Raw genomic sequence first — 21056 nt, 5'->3', positions numbered from 1 at the left:
ATGGTGCCCCGGGCGAGACCCAACTCCTTGGTCAGCGCTCGTGCCGATGGTATCCGGTCGCCCGGCTTCAGCACACCGCTGGCGATGGCGCCGCGGAAGCGATCGTAGATCTGCCGGTAAAACGGCGTGGCCGCCGCTGGATCGAGCGGCGGGATATTGCCAGGCCTTGCGCCGGTCATGGCTCGTCAACCTTTTTATATGGATGGGCAGGTGATGATGGCATGACGGTTCGGCCAGGGCAATCATGGCCCAGCTGTAAGCTTCCTTCATGGATCTTTGGGATGGACCATAAGATTCGTAAAACCATTGCCACTTCCACGCTTCAAATCGGATCGCGCTCTTTCAACGCGGCGAAAGGATTTGGACAGAACTTCGGAGTAGGTCAATGAAGACAATCCTACATGTGTGCTGCAGTCCGCGCGGGCAGACGGCCGAGAGCTACAGGCTCTCCCAAGCGATTATCGGCTTCCTCCTGCGGAGGGAGCCGGGGGCGACCGTCGTCGAGAGGGTGATCGGCAATGGCACGATCGCCCATGTCGACGCGGCCTATGCGATCTCCCAGGCATCGGCGGCGGATGTCTCGCGCGAGGGCTCGATGGCCCTGTCCGAAGAGCTGATCCGCGAGCTGGAGGCTGCGGACTTCGTGGTCATCGGAACGCCGATGCACAATCTGACCGTCCCCTCGGCGCTGAAGGCCTGGATCGATCATGTCGTGCGGGCGCGGCGAACCTTCACGATCGGCCCGGCCGGAAAGGTAGGCACGCTACGCGACCGCCCCGTCTTTATCGCGATCGCCTCGGGCGGGCGGTTTTCCGGGGAGCGCGCCCGCCAGCCGGATTTCCTGACGCCTTATTTGAAAGCCATCCCGCCACGATCGGGCTGCATGACCTGATCTTCTTCTCGGTGCAGGGGACAGGCGCCGGCTCCCATGCCACTGCGGAAACCAGGATCGGCACACATCGCGCGCTGGAGGAGCATTTTTCTTCGCTTTACGCTCACTCGTAGCTCGGAATCGACTAGGTGTATGCAAATGCTTGTGAGGAGATAGAAGGCTCAGATGACGATACGTTCAATCAAGTCCGTCGCAGTGTTCTGCGGCTCCAATTTCGGCGCTTCGGAGGCCTTTGCCGACGGTGCCCGCGCCCTCGGCGGGGCGCTGGGGGAGGCGGGGATAACCATCATCTATGGCGGAACGGTCAAGGGCCTGATGGGCGTCGTCGCCGACGCCGCCCTGGAAGCCGGCGGCAGCGTGCATGGCGTCATTACCGAAAGCCTGCATCAGCGCGGCCAATCGCATGCCGGCCTGACCAGGCATGAGATCGTCGAGACGCTGCGCAGCCGCAAGGAACGCATGGTCGAGCTTTCCGATGCCTTCATCGCGCTGCCGGGCGGCATCGGCACGATCGAGGAATTGATGGAGGTCTGGACCATGAACCAGCTCTCGGAGATCGACAAACCCGTGGGGCTGCTCAACTCCGCCGGTTTCTTCGACGCCTTCCTCGGCTTCATCGACCATATGGTCGAGACGAGGTTCCTGCCGGCCGCGCACAGGCACTCGATCTCTGTCGACACGGATGCGAGCGCCCTGATCGACAAGCTGCGCAGCTATACGCGCGTCGAGGTGCCGAAATGGCTATAGCTTCCATCCGACAATGCCGCCGGCCGGTTATTGGTGTTGTTGGGCAAGTGCGACAGGTACGCCGCAGCGAGCCGCGATGAAGGTTCGGGGGCAGCGCTTCTTGCAGCGGGCTGCTCCCGATCCGGCGAGGGGTTCTACGAAGTGTTCACTTGGCAGGCACGACGAGCGGCGCCCCTTTGCGGACGATGTAGGTTGCCAGCTCCGACGCCTTGCCGCTGCCGATGTTCTTCGCCGAGTGAACGACGCCCGACGGAATGAACAGTGATTGGCCGGCCTTAAGGGTAACCGGCTGGCTGCCTTCGAGCTGGTATTCCAGCGTTCCCTCGATGACGAAGGCGATCTCCTCGCCGGGATGCGAATGATTGGGTGCGAGAACGCCCGGCGCGAAATCGACGCGAACCTGGACGGCCTCGTGGCCGGGCACATCGATATCGTTCTTGATGAGATCGGTGCGCTGCAGCGGCTGTTCTGCGTGTGCTGCGGCTGCGCCGCCGAGAACAAGGGCGAGCGCGATAGCCTGGATCATTTTCATGTCGTCATCCTTCCTGAATTGACCATTTCCGACCGGTTGGCCGTATCGGGATTTAAGTCGATCATTGAACCAGAGATGTGTCGGCAAACTCGCATTTTTGTAAGCCAGTGTATCTGCGGCACGCCTATTTGGAGGGCGGCGCGGGGTTGGCGAGACCGCCAACCCAATCTCCCTCATCTCTGTGCTCGTCACAGAGATCCAGTATGCTCAGGTCCCTGGGCGTGGGAAGTTTTTCTTGCAGCGTCAATCACGGCGCGGACGCGCCGTGGCTGGGTTCCTGTGACAAGCACAGGAGTGAGGAAACGTGAGTGACGCCATTGACTGAATTAGGCCGCCGATGATGAGCCCGCGGTTCTGACGCCGACGAGACTGGCGATGTCCGTAATGCCGCCGGAGGATTCGAAGTCGAATATTTTCTGAGTGACAAGGGCGGCGGCGCCCCGGGCCCAGGAATTGTCCTCCCAATCGGGCAGGAGGGGAGGCGCAGTCCGGAAGGTCCGGGCGGAAAGCGCTTCGCGCAGCGGTGTCAGGAAAGGGTCGCCGAGGGAGACGGCTTCGCCACCGGCGACGATGACTTCGGGATCGGTAATGTTGACGAGATTGGCAAGGGCGGTGCCGATGCCGCGGCCGGAATCGGCGACGAGGGCGAGGGCGGTGGTATCGCCTGATGCGAGCGCAGCCGACAATTCCGGCAGTCCCAGTTCCTCGCGGCCGGTCGCTTCCCGCCAGCGCCGGAGCATTGAGATTTCGGAGTGATAGGCCATCAGACAGCCGCGCTTGCCGCATTCGCAGAGCCGGCCATTCTCCTCGTAGAGCGTGTGGCCGAACTTGCCGGCCGCGCCGTTTGCGCCGCGGTAGAGCTTGCCGTCGATGACGAGTGCGCAGCTGATGCCGACGCCGACGGCGAGAACCGCCATGTTGCGATGCTGGCGGCCGAGCCCGAAGAGCTGCTGCGCGATGGCATAAGCGTTGGTGTCGTCCTCCAGCCAGACCGGGACATGGACGCGGCTGGCGACCAGCGAGGCGAGGGGGACATTGTCCCACTTGAAGCGGTAGCTGCGCACGCAGGCCGTCTGTTCGTGGTTGATGACGCCGGGCATGGAGATGCCGATGCCGGCGAGTTTCGCGTTCGGCCGGCCGGCGAGCTTCACCAGTTCGGGCACGGTGCTCGCCAGCAGGTCGGCAACCTTGTCAGGATCGTGGCCGCCGAGGCTTACCCGCATGGCGGCGACGGGGTTGGTGGCGAGGTCGGTTGCCACGCACTCCACCGAATCGACCATCAGCTTGAAGCCGACGGCGAGCGCGTGCTCGTAGTTGATGTCCACCGGGATCGGGCGGCGGCCGGTGAGGCCGGGCACGGTCTTCCCTTCGATGACGATGCCTTCCTCCAGAAGGTCGGCGACGACGAAGGTGACGGCGGCAGGACTTAAACCGATCACCGTCGCGATGTCGGCACGGCTCCTTGGCCCCTCGCGCCGGAGAAGATTGAGGATGAGGCGTCGGTTCATGGCTCTCGCCGTGGTCTGGTCGCCTTTTAACTTCACGATGCATTCCTTAATTTTGTAAATTAATTATTGCGAGCTGCAAAGATCTATGCATAAGTTCGGCCGCGGATCAACTCAGCCAAGCGGATTATCGCTGGAATCGCCGAGCGGATCGTAGCGTTGAATGCCTGGTCGGTCGTTTCATGGAGGAGGCGACGGTCGGGAGATGTTGATCGATCAACTGGGAGGAATTCAATGACATTTTTGAAGCAATTTCCGTCGACCACCCGCAGACGCTTCCTGAAAGGCGCGGGGCTGGTTTCCGCCGCAGCGGTCACCGGCAGCTTTCCGATCCCGGCGATCGCGCAGGCCCAGGAGGTCACGATGATCTCCGCCGAAAACAATGGTGCCGCACTCGATGCGCTGAAGGCGATTGCCGCGGGCTTCAGCAAGGAAGCCGGCGTCAACGTCGTCATCAACAATATGGACCACGAGGCCCACAAGACGGCCATTCGCAACTATCTCGTCGCCGGCGCGCCCGACGTCTGCTCCTGGTTTTCGGGCAACCGCATGCGCGCCTTCGTCAAGCGCGGCCTCTTCGACGATATCTCCGACCTTTTCGAGAAAGAGAAATATAAGGACGTGCTCGGCGCGACGGCAGGGGCCGTCACCGAAGACGGCAAGCAGTACGGCCTCCCCACCGGCGGCACGCTCTGGGGCATGTTCTATCGCAAGGATGTGTTCGAGCAGCATGGCCTGACCGTGCCGAAGACGGCCGAAGAGTTCATGGCCTATGGCGACAAGTGCAAGGCCGCGGGCATCACGCCGGTCGCGATCGGCACCAAGGAATTATGGCCGGCGGCCGGCTGGTTCGACCAGATGAATCTTCGCATCAACGGCCTCGACAAGCATATGGCGCTGATGAACGGCGAGATGAGCTATCTCGATCCCTCGCTGAAAGCGGTTTTCGACCAGTGGGAGGCGATGATTTCGAAGGGGTTCTTCACGGAGAACCATACGTCCTTCGGCTGGCAGGAGGCTGCAGCGCTGCTGGCGCAGAAGAAAGCCGGCATGATGAACCTCGGCGCTTTCCTGCGCTCGGCTTTCACCGCCGAAGATCTGCCACAGCTCTCTTACGCGACCTTCCCGGTGCTAGACGCCAAGGTCGGCCACTACGAGGAATTCTCGGTCAACTCGATCCACATTCCCGCCAAGGCCAAGAACAAGCAGGGCGCGCGCGAATTCCTCGCCTATTTCTACAAGCCGGAGAATCTGGCGGCCTATCTGGAGCCGGGCGGCAATGTGCCGCCGCGCCACGACCTGCCGCCAAGCAAGGACCCGCTGGTCAACGTCGCTGTCGAGACGATGAAGACGGTGCAGGGCACGTCGCAATATTACGACCGCGACAGCGATCCCGATATGGCGCAGGCCGGCCTCGTCGGCTTCCAGGAGTTCATGGCCAAACCCGACCGGCGCAAGGCCATCCTGACGCGCCTCGAGGGCACGCGCAAGCGCATCTACAAGATCTAGCAGCTCTCCCAGGGGCGGCGGCGAACCGCTGCTTCCAAGGGGTGGAGGCTGTATGCCTCCACCCCTTGGGGGAGGTGCGCCTCTGCTCCCGGAGCACGCATGAGTCTGCTCCTGTATTAATGAGGTTCTTGAGATGTTGATGTTATGGCGCCGCCAGCGTTGGTGGCTCACCCCGACTTTGCTCATCGCGCCCGCGATCGTGCTGTTCTTCACGGTCATCCTGCTGTCGGCGGTCAGGAGCCTCTGGATCAGCCTGCACGACTGGGATGGCTTCGGCCCGATGGTGTGGATCGGCTTCGGCAATTACGTCGAACTTTATAACGATCCGCAATTCTACGTGTCGCTGAAAAACAACTTGATCTGGCTGGTGATGTTCATGGCGGCACCACCTCTCGGGCTCGCCATCGCGCTGCTGGTCAACCAGAAAATCCGCGGCATGCGCTTCCTGAAGTCGCTGTTCTTCATTCCGCTGGTGCTTGCCTCGGTGACGGTCGGCGTCGTCTTCACATGGGTCTATACGCCGGAGTTCGGGTTGCTCGCACTGATCTTCAGGGCGTTCGGGGCGACGGCGCCGGCGGTTCTCTCCGACGAGCATTTCGTCACTTTCGCCATCGTGATTGCAGCACTCTGGCCGCAGATCACCTTCTGCATGGTGCTTTATCTCGCCGGTCTCAACAATTTGAGCGAAGAGCTGATCGGTGCCGGGCGCGTCGACGGGGCGCGGGGCTGGAACATGTTGTGGCACATCGTGCTGCCGCAACTGACCCAGGTCACCTTCATCGCCATTGCCGTCACCGTCGTCGGGGCGCTTCGCTCCTTCGACATGGTGTCGGTGATGACAAACGGCGGCCCGTTCGGTTCGTCCTCGGTTCTCGCCTACCAGATGTTCGAACAGTCAATCTTCTCCTACCGCTTCGGCTACGGCGCGGCAATCGCCTCGGTGCTGTTCGTGATCATGGCCGCCTTCATCGTCTGGTACCTCAGCCGCATCATCCATACCGAAGAAAGGGGAGGCTGATGTATCCTCGTCCCATTCCCGATGTCGCCATCTGGCAGCGCCGTCTCTACGTGCTCGCCGTCGTCATCGTCCTCCTGCTCTGGCTCTGCCCGCTGTTTGCGATCATCCTCACTTCGTTCCGCTCGACCGAGGATGTGATGGGCGGCAATCTATGGGGATGGCCGACCGGGATCGGCGTCATCGACAACTATGCTGATGTCTTCACGCAGACGCCGATGGCCCGCTACTTCCTTAACAGCCTGACGATCACCATTCCCTCGGTGATCGGCGTGCTGGTGCTCTCCACGCTCGCCGGCTATGTGCTGTCGCGCTACCGCTTTCCCGGCAACATGCTGATCTTCGCGCTGTTCGTCGGCGGCAATTTCCTGCCGCACCAAATCATGATGATCCCGGTGCGCGACCTGATGGTCCGGCTCGATTTGATCGATACGACGGCGGCGCTGATCATCTTCCATGTGGCCTTCCAGACCGGCTTTGCGACGCTGTTCATGCGCAATTTCATCGCCGCACTGCCCGATGAACTGTTCCAGGCGGCGCGAGCCGAGGGGGCGTCTCCCTTCCAGACCCTATGGCATGTGGCGATCCCGCTGGTGCGACCGGCGCTTGCCGCACTCGCCATCCTGATCTTCACCTTCATCTGGAACGATTACTTCTGGGCCGTGGTGCTGACCGTCAGCGACTCCGTCAAGCCTGTGACCGCCGGCCTTGCCAATCTTCGCGGCGAGTGGGTCTCGGCCTGGAACCTGATTTCAGCCGGCACGATCGTTGTCGCCGTGCCGCCCGTCGTCATGTTCTTCCTGATGCAGCGGCACTTCATCGCCGGCCTGACGATGGGCGCGGTGAAGGGATGAGCGATCTCCTCAACCTCCAAGTTTCAACAGCAGAGAGCCAGGACGCATGACCAGTCTCGAACTCCGACAGATCAACAAGAATTACGGCGCTTATCACGCGCTGCGCGGCATCGATCTTTCCGTAGCGCAAGGCGAGTTCATCGTCATGGTCGGCCCCTCCGGCTGCGGCAAGTCCACGCTTTTGAAAACGATCGCCGGCCTGGAGGAGATCTCCTCCGGCCAGATCCTGATCAACGGCCGCGACGTCAGCAAACAGGAGCCGGGGGACCGCGGCATCGCCATGGTCTTCCAGTCCTACGCGCTCTATCCGCATATGACGGTGGCGGAGAACATGGGCTTCGGTTTGCGCATGGCCAAGCGCCCGAAGGCCGAGATCGAGGCGGCGGTAGCGCGCGCCGCCAAGATCCTGAGGATCACCGACCAGCTGGAGAAGCGGCCGAAGCAGCTCTCCGGCGGGCAGCGGCAGCGCGTGGCGATCGGCCGGGCCATCACCCGTTCGCCCGACGTCTTCCTCTTCGACGAGCCGCTGTCGAACCTCGATGCGGCACTTCGAACCCAGATGCGTGTCGAGCTCAGCAGCCTGCATGCCGAGCTCGGCGCCACCATGGTCTACGTCACCCACGACCAGGTCGAGGCCATGACCATGGCGAGCCGGATCGTCGTCTTGAACCAGGGGATAATCGAGCAGGTCGGCTCACCGCTCGAACTCTACCGCAACCCTGACAATCTCTTCGTCGCGGGCTTTCTCGGCGCCCCGCGGATGAACTTCCTCGGCGTTACCGTCGACGAAGTGTCCGACCGCAATGTCACGGTTTCGGCGCCGGGCCTCGTGCCGGTGACGGTGGAACTGGCGGAGACGACGGTGCTGGCGAAGGGCGCCAGCCTGACGCTCGGTGTCAGACCGGAAAACATATCGATGGTCGCCGACGGAGTGCAGGGCGGAGCGATCAGCGGTCAGGTCCGACTGGTCGAACATCTCGGGCGCGAAACCATTCTCTATGTCGATGCCGGCAATCTCAGGACCATCGCCTCGGAAAGCGGTACCGGCAACATAACGGTGCAGCTGAGCTACGTCGCGCCTTTTGCCGCCGACCAGAACGTGGCGCTGAAGCTCGATGCCAGCGAACTCTATCTCTTTTCTTCCGACGGCGGACGCACGATCAGCACCCGCAAGACCACCCTCGACAGATAAACACAGGAAAGACCACAGTGTCCGACAAGACCCTCTCCGTATGGAACCCCGTCAAGACCGACCGCTTTCTCGTCGGCGCGCCGCACTATCCCGAACATGTCGATGAAAGCTACTGGCAGCGCGATGCCGAGCGCATGGCGAAGGCCGGCTTCAACGTGGTCAGAATGGCCGAATTCGCCTGGCATATCCTCGAGCCGAAGCTCGGCACCTTCGATTTCGATCTGTTCGACCGCGCCATCGCCATGCTCGGGCGCTACGGCATCGACACGATCATGTGCACGCCGACGGCAACGCCGCCGCGCTGGCTGACCGTGGCGCATCCGGAGATCTTAAGGGTCGACGGCAAGGGCCGACCAATGAGCCATGGCTCGCGCCAGCATTGCGACACGGCAAGCCCGGTCTTTCGCGAGCACAGCCGGCGTATCACCAAAGCGATGGCCGAGCACTATCGCGACAATCCGTTTGTCGTCGGCTGGCAGACCGACAACGAGCTGAACACCAGCATGCCGGAGAGCTTTTCCAAGGCGACGCTCACCGAATTCCAGGCCTTCCTTGCCGGCAGATATGACGAGATCAGCAAGCTCAACACGGCGTGGGGTGGCGATTTCTGGGCGACGGCCTATGACAGCTTCGACCAGGTGGTGCTGCCGATCGAGTTTGGCCCGACCTTCCCCAGCCCCGGCCATCTGCAGGATTATCACCGTTTCCTTGCCTTCTCGACGGCGCGCTTTCAGCACGACCAAGTGGAGATCCTGCGCGCCGTCAAATCCTCCTGGTTCGTCTTCCACAATCTCGGCGGTCTCAGGGATATCGACTTTCGCGGCCAGTTCACCACCGATCTCGATTTCGTCGGCTACGACATCTACCCGATGCTCTACGACGAGTTCCAGCGGCTCGGAAACCACGCCAAGGTCCAGGCGCTGCATCTCGATATCTGCCGCGGTTTTTCCGGCAACTATATCGTTCCCGAGCAGCAATCGGGCTTCGGCAGCCAGCCGGGTTTCTGCACGCTGACGCCGGAGCCGGGCGAACTGCGCCGCATGGCACTTTCCTCGGTCGCCCATGGCGCTGACGGGTTGATGTTCTTCCGCTGGCGCCCGGCCCATTTCGGCGCGGAGATTTACTGGATGGGCATCATCGACCACGACGACGTCGCCCGCCATCGGTATGACGAGGCGAAACGCTTCGCCTCCGAGATGACCGCGTTGGCGCCCAAGATCCTCGGCACTTATGTGCGCATGGATGTCGGCATTGCCGGCTCCGACTTCGATAATCAGGAAGCCCACAAGACCTATCCGATCGGCCTGCCGAGCCCGCAGGACGATGCGATCCTGCTGCACCAATATTGCTACGACCGCGGCATTGCCTGCGGTTTCATTCATCCCGAGGACGATCTTTCCAAGCTGAAGCTGCTCTATGTGCCCCATTGGGTGATGTGGAAGGACGAATGGACCGAAAGGCTGAAATCTTTCGCCGAGCAGGGCGGCACCGTAGTCATCGGCGCGCGCACCGGTACCCGCAACGAAGACAACCACGTCATCCGCGAGACCGCTCCCGGCACCTCGCTGTCGCAGCTCACGGGCGTACGTGTCGAGGATTTCGGCCGTCTCGCCGCTCCCGGCGCCAACGGGCTCTTCGATGTGATGGAGCGTTCGGGCGGGCTTGTCATTCCGCCGAACAAGCCGGCGGAATCACATCGGCGCGAACGCCGCTTCAAGATCGGCAACCGCGAACTGGTCGGCGGCTATTTCTATGAAAACCTGGCGATCGCAAGTGATGTCGACGTGGTCGCGGCCTGGTCCAATCGCTATGCCGAGGGTCAGCCGATGGCGACGTCGCGCAAGCTCGGCAAGGGGCAGGTGGTCTATGTCGGTACCTATCTCACCCCGGATCTGACGGCAGCATTTGCCGAGCGGCTATTTGCACCCGTCGGCATCGAGCCGCTGATCGGCGAGCTTCCCGAGGGCGTCGAGGTGACCATGCGGATGAATGACGACCGCCGGCTGCTGTTCATCCAGAACTACACCGACCAGCCGGCCGCCATCGGCGGCGTTCCCACTGGCCGTGATCTCCTCGATGACGAAAAGCCCGTTGCCGGTAGGCTTGATCTCGAAGGCTACGGCTGCGCGATCATCGAGCTCGCTGAGTGAGGCGGCTTTCACGTACAAGGCAGGGGCCGCAGGCCGGCCTCTGTCCGATCAAGGCGGGTTCGCGAACGACAGATGGTTCTCAATACAGCGACACCATCGCCCGAAAACGGGATCGGTCGACGGCGATGACGTTGTCGAGACACGAAAAACGTGACCGCAGACCTGAAACGAATTATCCGAACGCTCGAAGGCTCATCACGACACAGGGACTTTGAGGTGGTGGGTGATCGACCGCCATCTTGGAGCAATTCGAGCAAAGGGTTCTGCGTCTGAAATTGATAAAAAAAGAGCATCTCCGTACTCAAACAAAACGGAAATGCTCTTCGTAGTTTAGTGTGGAGCCATACGTGTCGGCTCCACACCGCTCGCAACTGATTTATCGGCTATTCGTCTGATGTCGCCGGCGCATCGTTCTCCAGAGAGGTGCGGATTTGATCGATCTTCCCGTTTGCGTCGCCAACCCCCAAGATGGTTTTGGCCTGGCTCAGAACCGCCGGACTGACTTCACCGGTTTTCGTGGCAGAAGCCAATGCGTCCTCCAGCGCCTGATCTCCCAACAGAGGGTCATCGGCTGCGGGCTCGATTCCATTGTCGAGTTCATACTGGGCATAAGCCACGGCATAGGCCGCGATGGCCGTCATGCGTGGGTCCGACGTATGCATCAACGCCTTGTAGTTTCGCTTCAAGGAGTTCAGGCCCGCAAGTTGCGCCGACAGGTTCTTTTGTTTGGTGCTGACTTTGGTCTCGTCTGCCTTGACGGACTTGGACTTGCTTGCCGCCTCGGTGGATTTGCCTTTCACGCCTTGAGATTTGGAGTTGCCATGGGTTGAACCGCTACCCTGGCTGCTGCTGCCATGGTTGCCGCTGTTTCCACTGCCGCCGTGACCGCCGCCATTGCCCCCACCGTTGCCGCCACCGTTTCCACCGCTCTTTGCCTGTGCGGTCATGTCGATTCCGGCAATCGTTGCCGGGCTTGCTGCAAGAGCCAGCGAAAGCGCGGCCAAGGACGCTAAGGTTGCTATCCGCATTGTTTTCCTCCAAGTCGGATCAAGCGCCGTGCAGATGCACGGCTTGAACAGATACGAGAGGTTAGACGGCGATCGCGCGTTGCACATCGGACCGAGGTCCGATGCCGCTCCCGGCAATGGTCCTACACGGCTTCATATACTTAACGATTCCTGGTCGGAACGGCCGACGGAACGGGAAGGCGGGAGACCGAGGAACCGGGGCGAAATTCTCCCTAGGTGTTTAGTCCGGTCGGACCCGAGGCTCTCTGGCGCAATTTCGATATTCTGGATGTTAATTTGCCCCCGGGACCGGGCAGTCCAGGTCCCCCTCATTGCACTTCAGGTAAACCTTGAGCGCTTCCGTGCGGCTTTGAGTCGGGCCGTCGTGGCACGAACTGTTGACGAACGGATAGGCGGTATCTCGGCCACACCTTGGCATAACTGGAAGCAGCTCGCCGATCCGGTTCTCAATCAATTCCCATTTAAGGATTTGTGCAGGAGCCGCAGGTCCGTTATCGAAAACATGTCGGCTTGATGCAGGACGCCTCGCTGAGTTTCACGAGAGCGTCGAACGGCATTGGATAGAGAATCACGCCAAGCGCAAATCGAGAAGCGGGTGTAACTTCTTGAGATTCGGCAGCGATTTCGCTTGCCAAGGATATTGGCTGGTGCCTTTGACGACGAGCAGGAGGTCGCCCATCTTTCTGGCTTCAATCGTCAGCTTGGCCAGGAGATTTATGCCGGAGGAATTGAGGAACTCGAGACCCGTCAGGTTGAACGTCACCTGCTTGTGCCCCTCATGGAGCAGGCCTGATATCAACGAGTAAATGGGGGCATAGGCGTCCGGTCCTGCCAGCCGGAATACGCCATCGAAATAGACCTCGTTTTTCTCAGCCCATACGCGGAAGTTTTCGTCGCTGATTTCCATTCTTCGCTCACAGATTGGAGGAGGGCGGCATCGCCACGGCTGCAGTCGTCGTCAGTATGATACGCTGGTTATCTTTCCCTTCGAATGCCCATGCCATTTTTGCATCGTAATCGCTCAGAAGGGTCAACAACCCCAAGCCCGAACCGCTTTCTGCCGATATGGCATTGGTTTCGATTTGCTCAATAAGAAGTTCCCCGGGGTCCCTCGATTGAAGGCGATGCAGCAGTTGCTGAAAGCGAGAGGATGTCACGCCATCGATCGTGTTTTTCACCCTTATTAAAAAAGTACCGTCGAATATGCCGGCTTCAATGAGGATCTCCCCAGGCTGTCGAAACTTGACGGCATTTTCGATCAACTCATTGCTGAGATATCCGATGTCATGATGCGCCTGCACGTAGTCTTTCCTTGAACGTGAATACCGCAGAGCCATGACTTCCGCTATAAAGTCCGAAGTCATTCCGGAGTGCTTCCAACCAAGCTGAAGCGGTCCGTCGCTTAACTTGAGGCGAGTGCTTGAATCCAGGCTTATGCCCGCCAGAGATTCGATACCATATACCGTTGGCGTCATGTCTCACCTATGTCGCACTGCGAGAAGCGTGATGTCGTCGTAAATCTTCTGCGATCCAATGAAGAGCATTAATGTCGCTATAATTCCGGCAACGACTTTCTCAGCGCTCTGGTCCTTCAAGCGCAGTGCTTCGCGGCACAGACGTTCTATGCCAAAGAGTTCTCCAGCGTCGTTTTCGGCTTCTGTTACGCCGTCCGTATGCAGGAGTATGAGGTCGCCCGTCTCGAAGGTTATTTCGCGGGTTTTAATAAAGGCAGAAATATCGGCTTCCAGCCCGATCGGTATACCCAGATCCATGGTGTCTATGCGCTCGACCTCGCCGTTCGCCCGCACGACGACAACTTCCTCGTGTTGTCCCGACAGGATCATCTCTTTGCCGTCATAGTCAAGAAACGCCAGAGTGAGATGCTTGTCGATTTTGGTTCTCACTATGTTTTTGAACAGGGCGCTGTTCAGGTCTGTGAGAAATTTGACGGCATCGGTGTTTCCTGCTTCCTGCAGGGCGCGGGCGACGGACTGAACCATCAACATCAGCACGCCGCTTTCGAGCCCGTGTCCGGTGACGTCGCCGATGCCAATCTTCAACCGATTTCCGCTCTTCAATACGTCGTAATAATCGCCGCCGACTTCTTCTGCAGGTCTCATATAGGCTGCGATCTCAAGGGCCTGAAACTCCTCAAGCTCCTGGTGCAGCGGAAGAACCATGAGTTGGATCCTCTCGGCGACGGCCAGCTCTGTTCCGAGACGTCTATTTTCTCGCTGGAGCTGTGCGTTCAGCGTCGAAATCTCTTCCTTTGCATCTTCGATTTGAGCTGTTCGCTCTTCGACAAGCTGCTCGAGATTTTCCGTGTGATAGCTGATCTGTTCGGCCATCCGGTTGAATGCTTCACCAGCCTCGCCGACCTCATCTTTGCTTGTTATGGCCACCCTGACCGAATAATCCTTCGCCTGAATCCGTTTGGCGGCATCTGCAAGTGCACTAATTCCGCTCGTTATTCGTTTCGAAGCCGCAATTACTGCTATAGCCACAACAAGCAGTGACATTAGGATCGCCAGGATTTGGTAGATCACGATCCGGTTGGTAGCTTCCGAAATTTTGGCTTGGGCCGCATAAAGGGAGGCCTGGATTTCTCGTTCAGGCACAACCACTCCAAGAGACATCGCCTCTTGCCGAACCGGGCCGCTGGACCAAAGATTGGTCGCGGGGAGTTTCTTGACGATAACGATATAGGGGACCTCGTTACCCTCCTGCCGCAACAACAAATGTTGGATGCCCAGTTCGCGATCAAGGGCCAGTTTTGCAATCGCAGGCTGGGAGCTTCCCTTCAGGGAGCGCTCCAGTCCGGTCACTCCGCTTCCGCTCGCATCGCTCGCAGAACGCAGACCGAGCGTTTTTTCGCCTGTGCGGTTGATCGCCACAACGTTTCCGTCGGACATTGCGAGAAATCCAAAGCCGGACTGAGCCACTTTCACATTTTCAACAGTCTGCGCGAGCTGGTCGAGTGTGATGTCCGCGCCAGCCGTCCCGGCGACATTCTTCCTGTCGGCTGTCCATAGTGGTTGAAAGAAAGAAACGATCAGTTTCCCGGTAATGGCGTCCGTATAGGGCGCTGTCTGGGTTATATCGTCCGCGACCGGTCGCGTTTTCATATCCTTGGCCCAGCCCTGCCAGGACTCATAAAGTCCGGGAAAAAAGAAGTCCCAGAAATTGGCCTCGTTATGACCAGGATAAAGGCGGTCGAAGGTCTGAGCCTGGTCGGTATAAGGCGCCGTTCTGAAGATTGGTCGTTCTTTCGATCCGATGTAATACATCTGCAGCTTTGAGGCCCCGTGCTGCAGCAAGCTCGGTGCGACAAGGTCCAGAACCGCGCTGGTCTGGATATCGGTCTGAACGTCGGGTCTCGGGTTGTGGTCTTCTCCGAGCAAGTAACTCCAGACGCTGACAACTGAGACTGAGCCCGGAGCGTTCTGAGACCAGTTTGCCTTTTGATCGTAGGACAGGCTGACGCTGCCGGGAGACGTGCGGGCGATCGCCGCGCCGACATCGGAATTACGCTCGGGATCGTCGATCTGCGCCTGGAGTACACCCGCCAAGGTGCTGACGTCGTTGTGAACCTGCCGCAGGAGCAAACTCACCTGTGCTGCGGTGGAATCGGCGTATGTGCGGATGTATTCCTGGCTTGCTGCTTCAAGACCCTGTCCGACTTCGAGCGTGGCGTCGCGCGACAGCCTCTGAACATTCCAAAGCGCCAGTCCACCGCTGACCAGCAGATCAAAGAGGACAGCTCCACCGACGACCAAGATGAACTTTGCCCGAAATGAGCCTAATCTTGCCGGTCTCTTCGACGAACTCTGGTCCATCACAGCGGCTTTCGGCCGGAAGCTGCCCAGATCGGCCAGCCTGCATAACCCTTGGGATGAAGAGCAGCAAAGACATGATCTTTGAATCCTTGCCGGAACCTGCGAATGAAATCTGATGAGTCGCCCCGTCGAACGGCCATCTCACCCGCGTAGACATTTTCCCATGCTTCGATGATGTCTGCGAAGTCTTGGGGATCCCCATCAAGATTCGTGACCATAAAGGAATCGACCTTGATGTTATCGAAGCCCGCGTCGGCGAGGAGGTGGCGGCTTTTCGGCCCCATCTCGACATCCATGTCGAAGTGCTTGAACAGTTTGGCGACTTCTTCGTAAGTCCATTTTATGGATTCAGCATGTGGCTCGCCCAGACAATGCGAGTTTTTTTCGTTGGTGATGTAGACACGGCCGCCAGGCTTGCAGATGCGGTAAAGCTCCCTGAGCAGCATCTCGGGCCGGTCGAAAATCTGCAGCGAATGTCGGCAGGTCACAAAGTCAAATTGATTGTCTCGCAGTAGCATTTGGGAAGCGTCGCCATAGGTGTACTCGATTCCCTGCAGATCGAAGTCGGCCGCGACCCTGCGAGCATATTCGAGGCTGCGCACGGAATGATCCAGCGCGACAAGGCGTGCCGGTCTAAATTCCCGTTGAACCAGGGCGGCGAAATCACCAATTCCGCAACAGATATCCGCGATGACAAGACCGCTGCGCAGGCCGTGGCGAGGCAACAGTTCGCGTTCGTGCCTCCATGTCATTTTCGTCTGGGTGCGCAGAATGGGAATGAAAGTCTCATCCTCGACAAAGCTCTGGCCCGGATAAAACGCCGAATCGTAGACTTCGACCGATAGGCTTGGTTGTGATGCCGACAGCGTTTGGAATAACGAGGTCGACCATGCCACCACGCTCGACGTAATGATGACGATCTTCCGTTCCGGTCTGATCCGGCAACTTGCCGCGAGTGTATCGGCCAGGGCCGCGAAGGCAGTCATGTTGATGTGTGTCAGACGTTTGACATTGACGTAAACGACCCCGCTGTATTTTTCTAAACTTTGCTGCACCAGCCTGAGGGCGTCGGTGATTTCAGCGGCGCTTTCGGGGCGCATCTTGCCAGACAGCAACAGCTCTTGATTTGTCGGATCAAAATGAACAGTGAAGGGTAGGGGAAGCAGGGTCATTGGAAGTCCTCGGTCGAGGGGAAATCCGCAATGATTTGAATCCCTTGTCTGCCGTCTTTCTCAATTCGGATCGTGGCGCGGAATATTGCTGCCAAATCACTAAGCAAAACCGTCCCGTCGGATTTCATCACCACGTATGCAGAGCCGGCGCGGGGGACAGGCTGGTGTTCGCTTGCTCTTGCACTCGTGTGCTCTGGGCTAGATGCTTCCTCGCACGGAAACGTAATTCTCAGCCGATTGAATGTGGAATTCCGGTAGAGACTGAAACTGATCCTTCCCAACTCGCTCGTCGAACGGAAAGCAAGTTCGATGAGCTCGTTCGTCGCGACGGAAAGAAAATTGGAATATCGAGCGGGATCGCTGTGACCTTGGCCGAGAATGTCTGAGAGATATTCCGTAATCTTGTCGCAAAACTGCCATCGGGATTTGAACATCGCAACGTTCAGTTCCAGCGATACCATCGGCGCAAATGCATGGTCATCGAAGCTAGCTGCTGCTTCCTGTTCCAATACACCCTCCCTTCTGTTGCCTGGGGCGTCAGGTTGATGCATGCGTAGCTAAAGGCACGGCGAAAATCGGTTGTTCACTGTGGTAGCGCCGGGCTTACGGCTGTTTCCGCCCGGGTGATGAATTCGCCAATCGCCTGGACCGGAAGCGGCCTGCTGATCAAATAGCCTTGAAGTCTGTCGCAGCCTACACTGCGCAACCATTCCGCCTGACCTGGCGTTTCAACTCCTTCGGCTGTCACCCGCATGTCGAGGTCATGTGCGAGGTTAATGATGCAGCGGACGATTGCCTGGCTTTTCAGATCGCTTTCGAGGTCGGTGATAAAGTATTTGTCGATTTTGATCGTGTCGAAAGGGAATGTCTTCAGATAGCTGAGCGAAGAATATTCGGTCCCGAAATCATCAAGCGAGATTCGTATCCCTAGCACGTTGAGCGTATTCAGTGTGTCGATATTGTTGACGGTCCGCTCAAGCAGCACGCTTTCGGTTATCTCAAGCTCCAGACGGTCGGGCGGCAACCCGATCAAGTCCAGCGTCTGGGATACCCGATCAGTGAGGCCGCTCGTCAAGAATTCCGCCGCGGACAGATTGACAGCGACGATGTAGTTTTGCGGCCACTTCATCGCCTCGCGACATGCCTGCTCCAAAACCCATGCGCCTATTTCCGGCATCATTCCATCGGCCTCGGCCATCGGAATAAATGCCGCTGGTGGGATTTTTCCAAGGAGAGGGTGGTGCCATCTGAGCAATGCTTCGAAGCCGACTATGCAGCCACCCTCGGCGATGGGTTGGTACTCGACAGAGAATTGCTGTTGGACCAACGCCATGCGAAGGCTGCGGCGCAGCAGTTCGCGTTGTTCCAGCAATTCAAGCATCGAGGGATCAAACGGTTTCGCGCGGCCGCGTCCTTCCTTCTTCGCGGCATAGAGTGCGACGTCCGACGCCTTCATTAGCTGCTCCGGGCTTGTACCGTCCGGAGGAGAAGCAGATATGCCGATGCTGGCACCGACAAACAGTGCGATGCCATCTATCGTGAAGGGCTTTTTGAAAGCATCAACCAAGACTTCTGCTAGCTGATGCCCTTTGGCGGGATGTCCCGGGCCCATGGAAATGACCGTGAATTCGTCGCCGGCCAGTCGATAGGCTCTGTCATCGCTGGAAAGGCACGCTTGAATGCGGCTTGCAGCGAGCTGAAGAAGCTTGTCGCCAGCCGGATGCCCAAGCGTGTCGTTCACAGGCTTGAAATCATCAAGGTCGAGTTGCATCAGAGATAGAGCTTCATCCGAGCCCTCCGTCTCCTGTAAGGACACAGCGAGATCCTCACTGAACTGGCGTCGGTTCGGCAGTCCAGTGAGCGGATCGTGGGTGGCCAGATGCAAAAGGGTTGCGCGCTCATCGTCGATAGTCTCCTCGGACCGAACCACGGCAAACAGATCTCCGATCCGATAGATCGTCAGTCCGTGCGACGCTGGCGTGCCAAGATCACCCGATATTCGCAAAGGCTGGGCACTGTCGCCCAATGAACGGAGGGCGAGCGTGATCGCCGATTTGTCCAATTCCGGAAAATGCTCCCAAAACGACGCTGCTGGTTTGACAGAGGCAGGCAGCTCATTGCCCAACAAATTCTCGACGGGATTGAAGTCGCGGTCAAAGAACAAAAGCCGGTCGATCGAGCTCGAAGCTTTTGCCTCCGTTTGTCCGAGGGCCGAGCGGGCCGCACGAATTTTCCGCATGTCCGAGGCTCTCCCTAGTCGCATGTCATAACCAGATATCGTAGCAAATCAGCTCCAACACAACTTGTGCACGCCAAGATTTACATTAGGCATTTCTGATTAACAATCCCCAACTTCTGCCCAATTCGCGCACAGACGGGCTTATGCCACGCCTTTATTACAGCGACCCATTTGCACCCATTGTCTCGGCGTCGACCCTTCGATGGGCTGCGGACGCGGGATCTACGCGCCCGATCTGCACTCCGTCATGAACCAGTCGATAAAGCGGCGCACCGGCTTTTTCGCCCAGCTGTTCGATATGACATAATAGCCGTGGTTTTCTGCCGTCGCGACGCCGGAAAGCACCAGCAGATCGCCGCGTTCGATCTCGCGGCGGAACACCTCGACGGGGCAGAGCGCCACACCGTGGCCGGCGATTACGGCCGTCGCCAGCATGTTGAAATCCTGGAATATCGGGCCTCGAAGCGGCCCTGGCGCTTTCTGGCCGGCCTTGCGGAACCACTCCTTCCAGCCATCGACGGATTCGTCGTGCAGCAGATCGGCGCCGGCGAGCGAGACGTCATCGATCGTCCAGTTGCGTTTGGCAAGGTAATGGCCGCTGGCGACGGGCTGGTTGCGGCGCGAGAAGAGCAGGCGGCTTTCCCTGCCGCCGCTCAGATCCTCGCCCATGGTGATCAGTACGTCGAGGCTCTCGTCGTCGAGGCGTTCTTCGGCGCGGGCATAGACGATCCTGACGTCGAGATCGGGGTCGCTTTCCTGGAAGGAGGGCAGGGCGGGGACGAGCCAGCGCGATGCGATTGAGGGAATGCAGCCGACGGTGATGGCGCGCATGTCGTGATCGCGCCGCATATTGCCGGTCGCATGCGCGATCGCCGCCAGCGATCCGGAGACGGCCCGGTAATATTCGCCGCCGGCTGCGCTCAGCGTAATACCGCGGCCCGCTTTCTGCAGCAGCTTGCGGCCGAGCCAGGTTTCCAGATGCTTTATCTGATGGCTGATCGCCGCGTGGGTAACGTGCAGCTCGTCGCCGGCTTTCGAAAGGCTCATCAACCGAGCCGTGGCTTCGAAAGCACGCAATGCGTTTAACGGCGGCAATTGCATTTGTAAAATTTCCTCACAGATGATGCAGAAATCATCATTTGAAAATGCCAGCCATTTCAATAGCTAAATGTTGCCGGCGATGAAAATGAATCATCGCCATATCTTCAATTATTTATCACGGGAACCGGCGATGTTCGTTAGAAATCTGAAAGAGGTGGAGCTCACCGAGCGTTTCGTCGACTGGGGCAACGGCACGAGCCACCGGCTGCTGACCAAAGACGACGGCATGGGCTTTACCGTGTGCCATACCGTCGTTCGCGCCAATAGTGAGGCCTTGCTTCAATACCGCAATCACCTGGAGGCCTGCTATTGCATCAAGGGCGAGGGCGAGGTGGAGGATATGGACGGCAACGTCTTTCCGATCCGCGCCGGCGATATCTACGTGCTCGACAAGCACGACCGGCATTATCTGCGCGGCGGCAAGGATCAGGATCTCGTTCTCGTCAGCATTTTCAACCCGCCGCTGACAGGCACCGAACGGCACGACCTGAACAATAAGAGCGGGTCGCAATACTGAACCAGAGCACGATGCCGAAAAGTGTAAGCGGTTTTCGGACGACGTCCTATTCTAGCCGATCTCTTCGTCGACTGCCGAGATGGAAAGCAGAGCCCGGCAATTGGCGGGCTCTGCTGCCGGCGCGAACGGCAAGACATTCGCAGCCTGTTCATGGCGACTTAAGCGCTACACTGCCTATTGCTGCGGCTGCTGCTGCCCCTGCTGCGGCTGCTCCTGGCCCGGCGGCGGCGTGCCTATCTTTTCCAGAACCTTCTTGGCCAGAGCCGGGTCGCTCTGCGCGGCCGTCAGGATCGACGAATATTCCTCGACAGAGATGTCGGGAGAGGCTTGGACGGTATCGACCATCTGCTTCTTGGCCTCTTCCTGCAGCTGTTGCTTGGCAGCCTCGTCCTTCGTCGCGCCGATCTTGGCCGAATATTCCTGTCTCACCTTGTCGACCTGCAGATAAGCAACGGCGAAGGCCTCGATTTTCTGATCGCTGACGGGGGCGGCCGTACCGTTGCCGCCGGGCTGTCCCTGCATCGGTGTCTGGCCTTGCGCTGGCGGTTGCGCCTGTGCCGGCTGCTGTTGCGCCTGGGCCATGTCGACAGCGGATGCCGGGCTGAAAGCAAGCAGACTGAAGACTGCCGCGCTCAAGGCTGCGACAGATGTGTAACGAGTGATCATATTCATTCCTCTTCAAGTGCATGATTTTATCGGCAGCAAGACCGCCTCGGTCGATCGCTCAGCCCCTCAAAGGCCGGGCGAGGTCGCGACGATGGAACCTT

Annotated in this window: 19 protein-coding genes and 1 pseudogene; 8 read left to right on the top strand and 12 right to left on the bottom strand. The window is 59.0% G+C overall.

Annotated features, from left to right (window positions below):
• Positions 1-50: 50 nt before the first annotated feature.
• Positions 51-179, bottom strand: a pseudogene (locus AC245Y_RS13870) (hypothetical protein); the annotation flags it as partial.
• Positions 180-385: 206 nt separating this feature from the next.
• On the opposite strand from AC245Y_RS13870, the gene AC245Y_RS13865 reads away from it, so the two are divergent.
• Positions 386-892, top strand: coding sequence for an FMN-dependent NADH-azoreductase (locus AC245Y_RS13865; protein ID WP_245274023.1), 507 nt, complete (start codon positions 386-388; stop codon positions 890-892).
• A gap of 165 nt (positions 893-1057) precedes the next feature.
• Complete coding sequence (locus AC245Y_RS13860; RefSeq protein ID WP_012758102.1) at positions 1058-1639, top strand: LOG family protein; 582 nt, start codon at positions 1058-1060, stop codon at positions 1637-1639.
• 145 nt (positions 1640-1784) lie between these two features.
• Here the strand turns inward: AC245Y_RS13860 and AC245Y_RS13855 are convergent, their stop codons facing one another.
• Entirely contained in the window at positions 1785-2171 is a 387-nt protein-coding gene (locus AC245Y_RS13855) for a cupin domain-containing protein (RefSeq protein WP_012758101.1), read from the bottom strand.
• A gap of 326 nt (positions 2172-2497) precedes the next feature.
• Entirely contained in the window at positions 2498-3715 is a 1218-nt protein-coding gene (locus AC245Y_RS13850) for an ROK family protein (protein WP_012758100.1), read from the bottom strand.
• Between the two features lie 195 nt (positions 3716-3910).
• Here AC245Y_RS13850 and AC245Y_RS13845 point away from each other — a divergent pair, with 195 nt between their 5' ends.
• The 5 genes from AC245Y_RS13845 (at position 3911) to AC245Y_RS13825 (ending at position 10396) form a co-directional block, all read left to right on the top strand.
• Positions 3911-5185, top strand: a complete 1275-nt coding sequence (locus AC245Y_RS13845; protein WP_012758099.1) for an ABC transporter substrate-binding protein — start codon at positions 3911-3913, stop codon at positions 5183-5185.
• A 133-nt stretch (positions 5186-5318) separates the two neighbouring features.
• On the top strand, positions 5319-6203 hold the full coding sequence (locus AC245Y_RS13840; protein ID WP_012758098.1) for a carbohydrate ABC transporter permease: 885 nt from the start codon (positions 5319-5321) through the stop codon (positions 6201-6203).
• Positions 6203-7054 (top strand): carbohydrate ABC transporter permease, encoded by an 852-nt coding sequence (locus AC245Y_RS13835; RefSeq protein WP_017994580.1) that lies wholly within the window; start codon positions 6203-6205, stop codon positions 7052-7054. The genes AC245Y_RS13840 and AC245Y_RS13835 overlap by 1 nt, the downstream gene beginning before the upstream one ends.
• 46 nt (positions 7055-7100) lie before the next feature.
• Positions 7101-8246, top strand: coding sequence for an ABC transporter ATP-binding protein (locus AC245Y_RS13830; protein ID WP_017994579.1), 1146 nt, complete (start codon positions 7101-7103; stop codon positions 8244-8246).
• A gap of 17 nt (positions 8247-8263) precedes the next feature.
• Complete coding sequence (locus AC245Y_RS13825; RefSeq protein ID WP_017994578.1) at positions 8264-10396, top strand: beta-galactosidase; 2133 nt, start codon at positions 8264-8266, stop codon at positions 10394-10396.
• Between the two features lie 383 nt (positions 10397-10779).
• On the opposite strand, the gene AC245Y_RS13820 is transcribed toward AC245Y_RS13825, so the two are convergent.
• The 8 genes from AC245Y_RS13820 to AC245Y_RS13785 form a co-directional block, all read right to left on the bottom strand.
• Positions 10780-11424 (bottom strand): hypothetical protein, encoded by a 645-nt coding sequence (locus AC245Y_RS13820; protein ID WP_017994577.1) that lies wholly within the window; start codon positions 11422-11424, stop codon positions 10780-10782.
• 568 nt (positions 11425-11992) lie between these two features.
• Positions 11993-12331, bottom strand: coding sequence for a slr1659 superfamily regulator (locus AC245Y_RS13815; protein WP_012758093.1), 339 nt, complete (start codon positions 12329-12331; stop codon positions 11993-11995).
• 7 nt (positions 12332-12338) lie between these two features.
• Positions 12339-12899, bottom strand: coding sequence for a slr1658 superfamily regulator (locus tag AC245Y_RS13810; RefSeq protein WP_012758092.1), 561 nt, complete (start codon positions 12897-12899; stop codon positions 12339-12341).
• Positions 12900-12902: 3 nt separating this feature from the next.
• Positions 12903-15263 carry a SpoIIE family protein phosphatase gene (locus tag AC245Y_RS13805; RefSeq protein ID WP_017994576.1) on the bottom strand — a complete coding sequence of 787 codons (2361 nt, stop codon included), beginning with the start codon at positions 15261-15263 and terminating at the stop codon, positions 12903-12905.
• Entirely contained in the window at positions 15260-16432 is a 1173-nt protein-coding gene (locus tag AC245Y_RS13800; protein ID WP_012758090.1) for a class I SAM-dependent methyltransferase, read from the bottom strand. The genes AC245Y_RS13805 and AC245Y_RS13800 overlap by 4 nt, the downstream gene beginning before the upstream one ends.
• On the bottom strand, positions 16429-16941 hold the full coding sequence (locus AC245Y_RS13795) for a hypothetical protein (RefSeq protein WP_012758089.1): 513 nt from the start codon (positions 16939-16941) through the stop codon (positions 16429-16431). Before AC245Y_RS13795 ends, AC245Y_RS13800 begins: the two co-directional genes overlap by 4 nt.
• Positions 16942-17015: 74 nt before the next feature.
• The gene (locus AC245Y_RS13790) at positions 17016-18671 is read right to left on the bottom strand and encodes a putative bifunctional diguanylate cyclase/phosphodiesterase (RefSeq protein WP_012758088.1); all 1656 of its coding nucleotides are present in this window, start codon (positions 18669-18671) and stop codon (positions 17016-17018) included.
• A gap of 222 nt (positions 18672-18893) precedes the next feature.
• Positions 18894-19772: a LysR substrate-binding domain-containing protein gene (locus tag AC245Y_RS13785; RefSeq protein ID WP_017994574.1), complete on the bottom strand. Its 879-nt coding sequence runs from the start codon at positions 19770-19772 to the stop codon at positions 18894-18896.
• Between the two features lie 130 nt (positions 19773-19902).
• Between AC245Y_RS13785 and AC245Y_RS13780 the strand changes: the two genes are divergently transcribed.
• Positions 19903-20289, top strand: a complete 387-nt coding sequence (locus tag AC245Y_RS13780) for an ectoine synthase (protein WP_003541014.1) — start codon at positions 19903-19905, stop codon at positions 20287-20289.
• 174 nt (positions 20290-20463) lie between these two features.
• On the opposite strand, the gene AC245Y_RS13775 is transcribed toward AC245Y_RS13780, so the two are convergent.
• Positions 20464-20961, bottom strand: a complete 498-nt coding sequence (locus AC245Y_RS13775; RefSeq protein ID WP_017994572.1) for a DUF4168 domain-containing protein — start codon at positions 20959-20961, stop codon at positions 20464-20466.
• Positions 20962-21056 lie beyond the last annotated feature (95 nt).

Source organism: Rhizobium sp. SRDI943 (assembly GCF_057653695.1).
This window is presented reverse-complemented; position numbering and strand designations above follow the sequence as displayed.

Excerpts from the sequence above, each read along its gene's own strand:
- AC245Y_RS13865 (WP_245274023.1), top strand. The coding sequence starts at position 386 with ATGAAGACAATCCTACATGTGTGCTGCAGTCCGCGCGGGCAGACGGCC.
- AC245Y_RS13860 (WP_012758102.1), top strand. The coding sequence starts at position 1,058 with ATGACGATACGTTCAATCAAGTCCGTCGCAGTGTTCTGCGGCTCCAAT.
- AC245Y_RS13855 (WP_012758101.1), bottom strand. The coding sequence starts at position 2,171 with ATGAAAATGATCCAGGCTATCGCGCTCGCCCTTGTTCTCGGCGGCGCA.
- AC245Y_RS13845 (WP_012758099.1), top strand. The coding sequence starts at position 3,911 with ATGACATTTTTGAAGCAATTTCCGTCGACCACCCGCAGACGCTTCCTG.
- AC245Y_RS13840 (WP_012758098.1), top strand. The coding sequence starts at position 5,319 with ATGTTGATGTTATGGCGCCGCCAGCGTTGGTGGCTCACCCCGACTTTG.
- AC245Y_RS13835 (WP_017994580.1), top strand. The coding sequence starts at position 6,203 with ATGTATCCTCGTCCCATTCCCGATGTCGCCATCTGGCAGCGCCGTCTC.
- AC245Y_RS13830 (WP_017994579.1), top strand. The coding sequence starts at position 7,101 with ATGACCAGTCTCGAACTCCGACAGATCAACAAGAATTACGGCGCTTAT.
- AC245Y_RS13820 (WP_017994577.1), bottom strand. The coding sequence starts at position 11,424 with ATGCGGATAGCAACCTTAGCGTCCTTGGCCGCGCTTTCGCTGGCTCTT.
- AC245Y_RS13815 (WP_012758093.1), bottom strand. The coding sequence starts at position 12,331 with ATGGAAATCAGCGACGAAAACTTCCGCGTATGGGCTGAGAAAAACGAG.
- AC245Y_RS13810 (WP_012758092.1), bottom strand. The coding sequence starts at position 12,899 with ATGACGCCAACGGTATATGGTATCGAATCTCTGGCGGGCATAAGCCTG.
- AC245Y_RS13800 (WP_012758090.1), bottom strand. The coding sequence starts at position 16,432 with ATGACCCTGCTTCCCCTACCCTTCACTGTTCATTTTGATCCGACAAAT.
- AC245Y_RS13790 (WP_012758088.1), bottom strand. The coding sequence starts at position 18,671 with ATGCGGAAAATTCGTGCGGCCCGCTCGGCCCTCGGACAAACGGAGGCA.
- AC245Y_RS13785 (WP_017994574.1), bottom strand. The coding sequence starts at position 19,772 with ATGCAATTGCCGCCGTTAAACGCATTGCGTGCTTTCGAAGCCACGGCT.
- AC245Y_RS13780 (WP_003541014.1), top strand. The coding sequence starts at position 19,903 with ATGTTCGTTAGAAATCTGAAAGAGGTGGAGCTCACCGAGCGTTTCGTC.
- AC245Y_RS13775 (WP_017994572.1), bottom strand. The coding sequence starts at position 20,961 with ATGAATATGATCACTCGTTACACATCTGTCGCAGCCTTGAGCGCGGCA.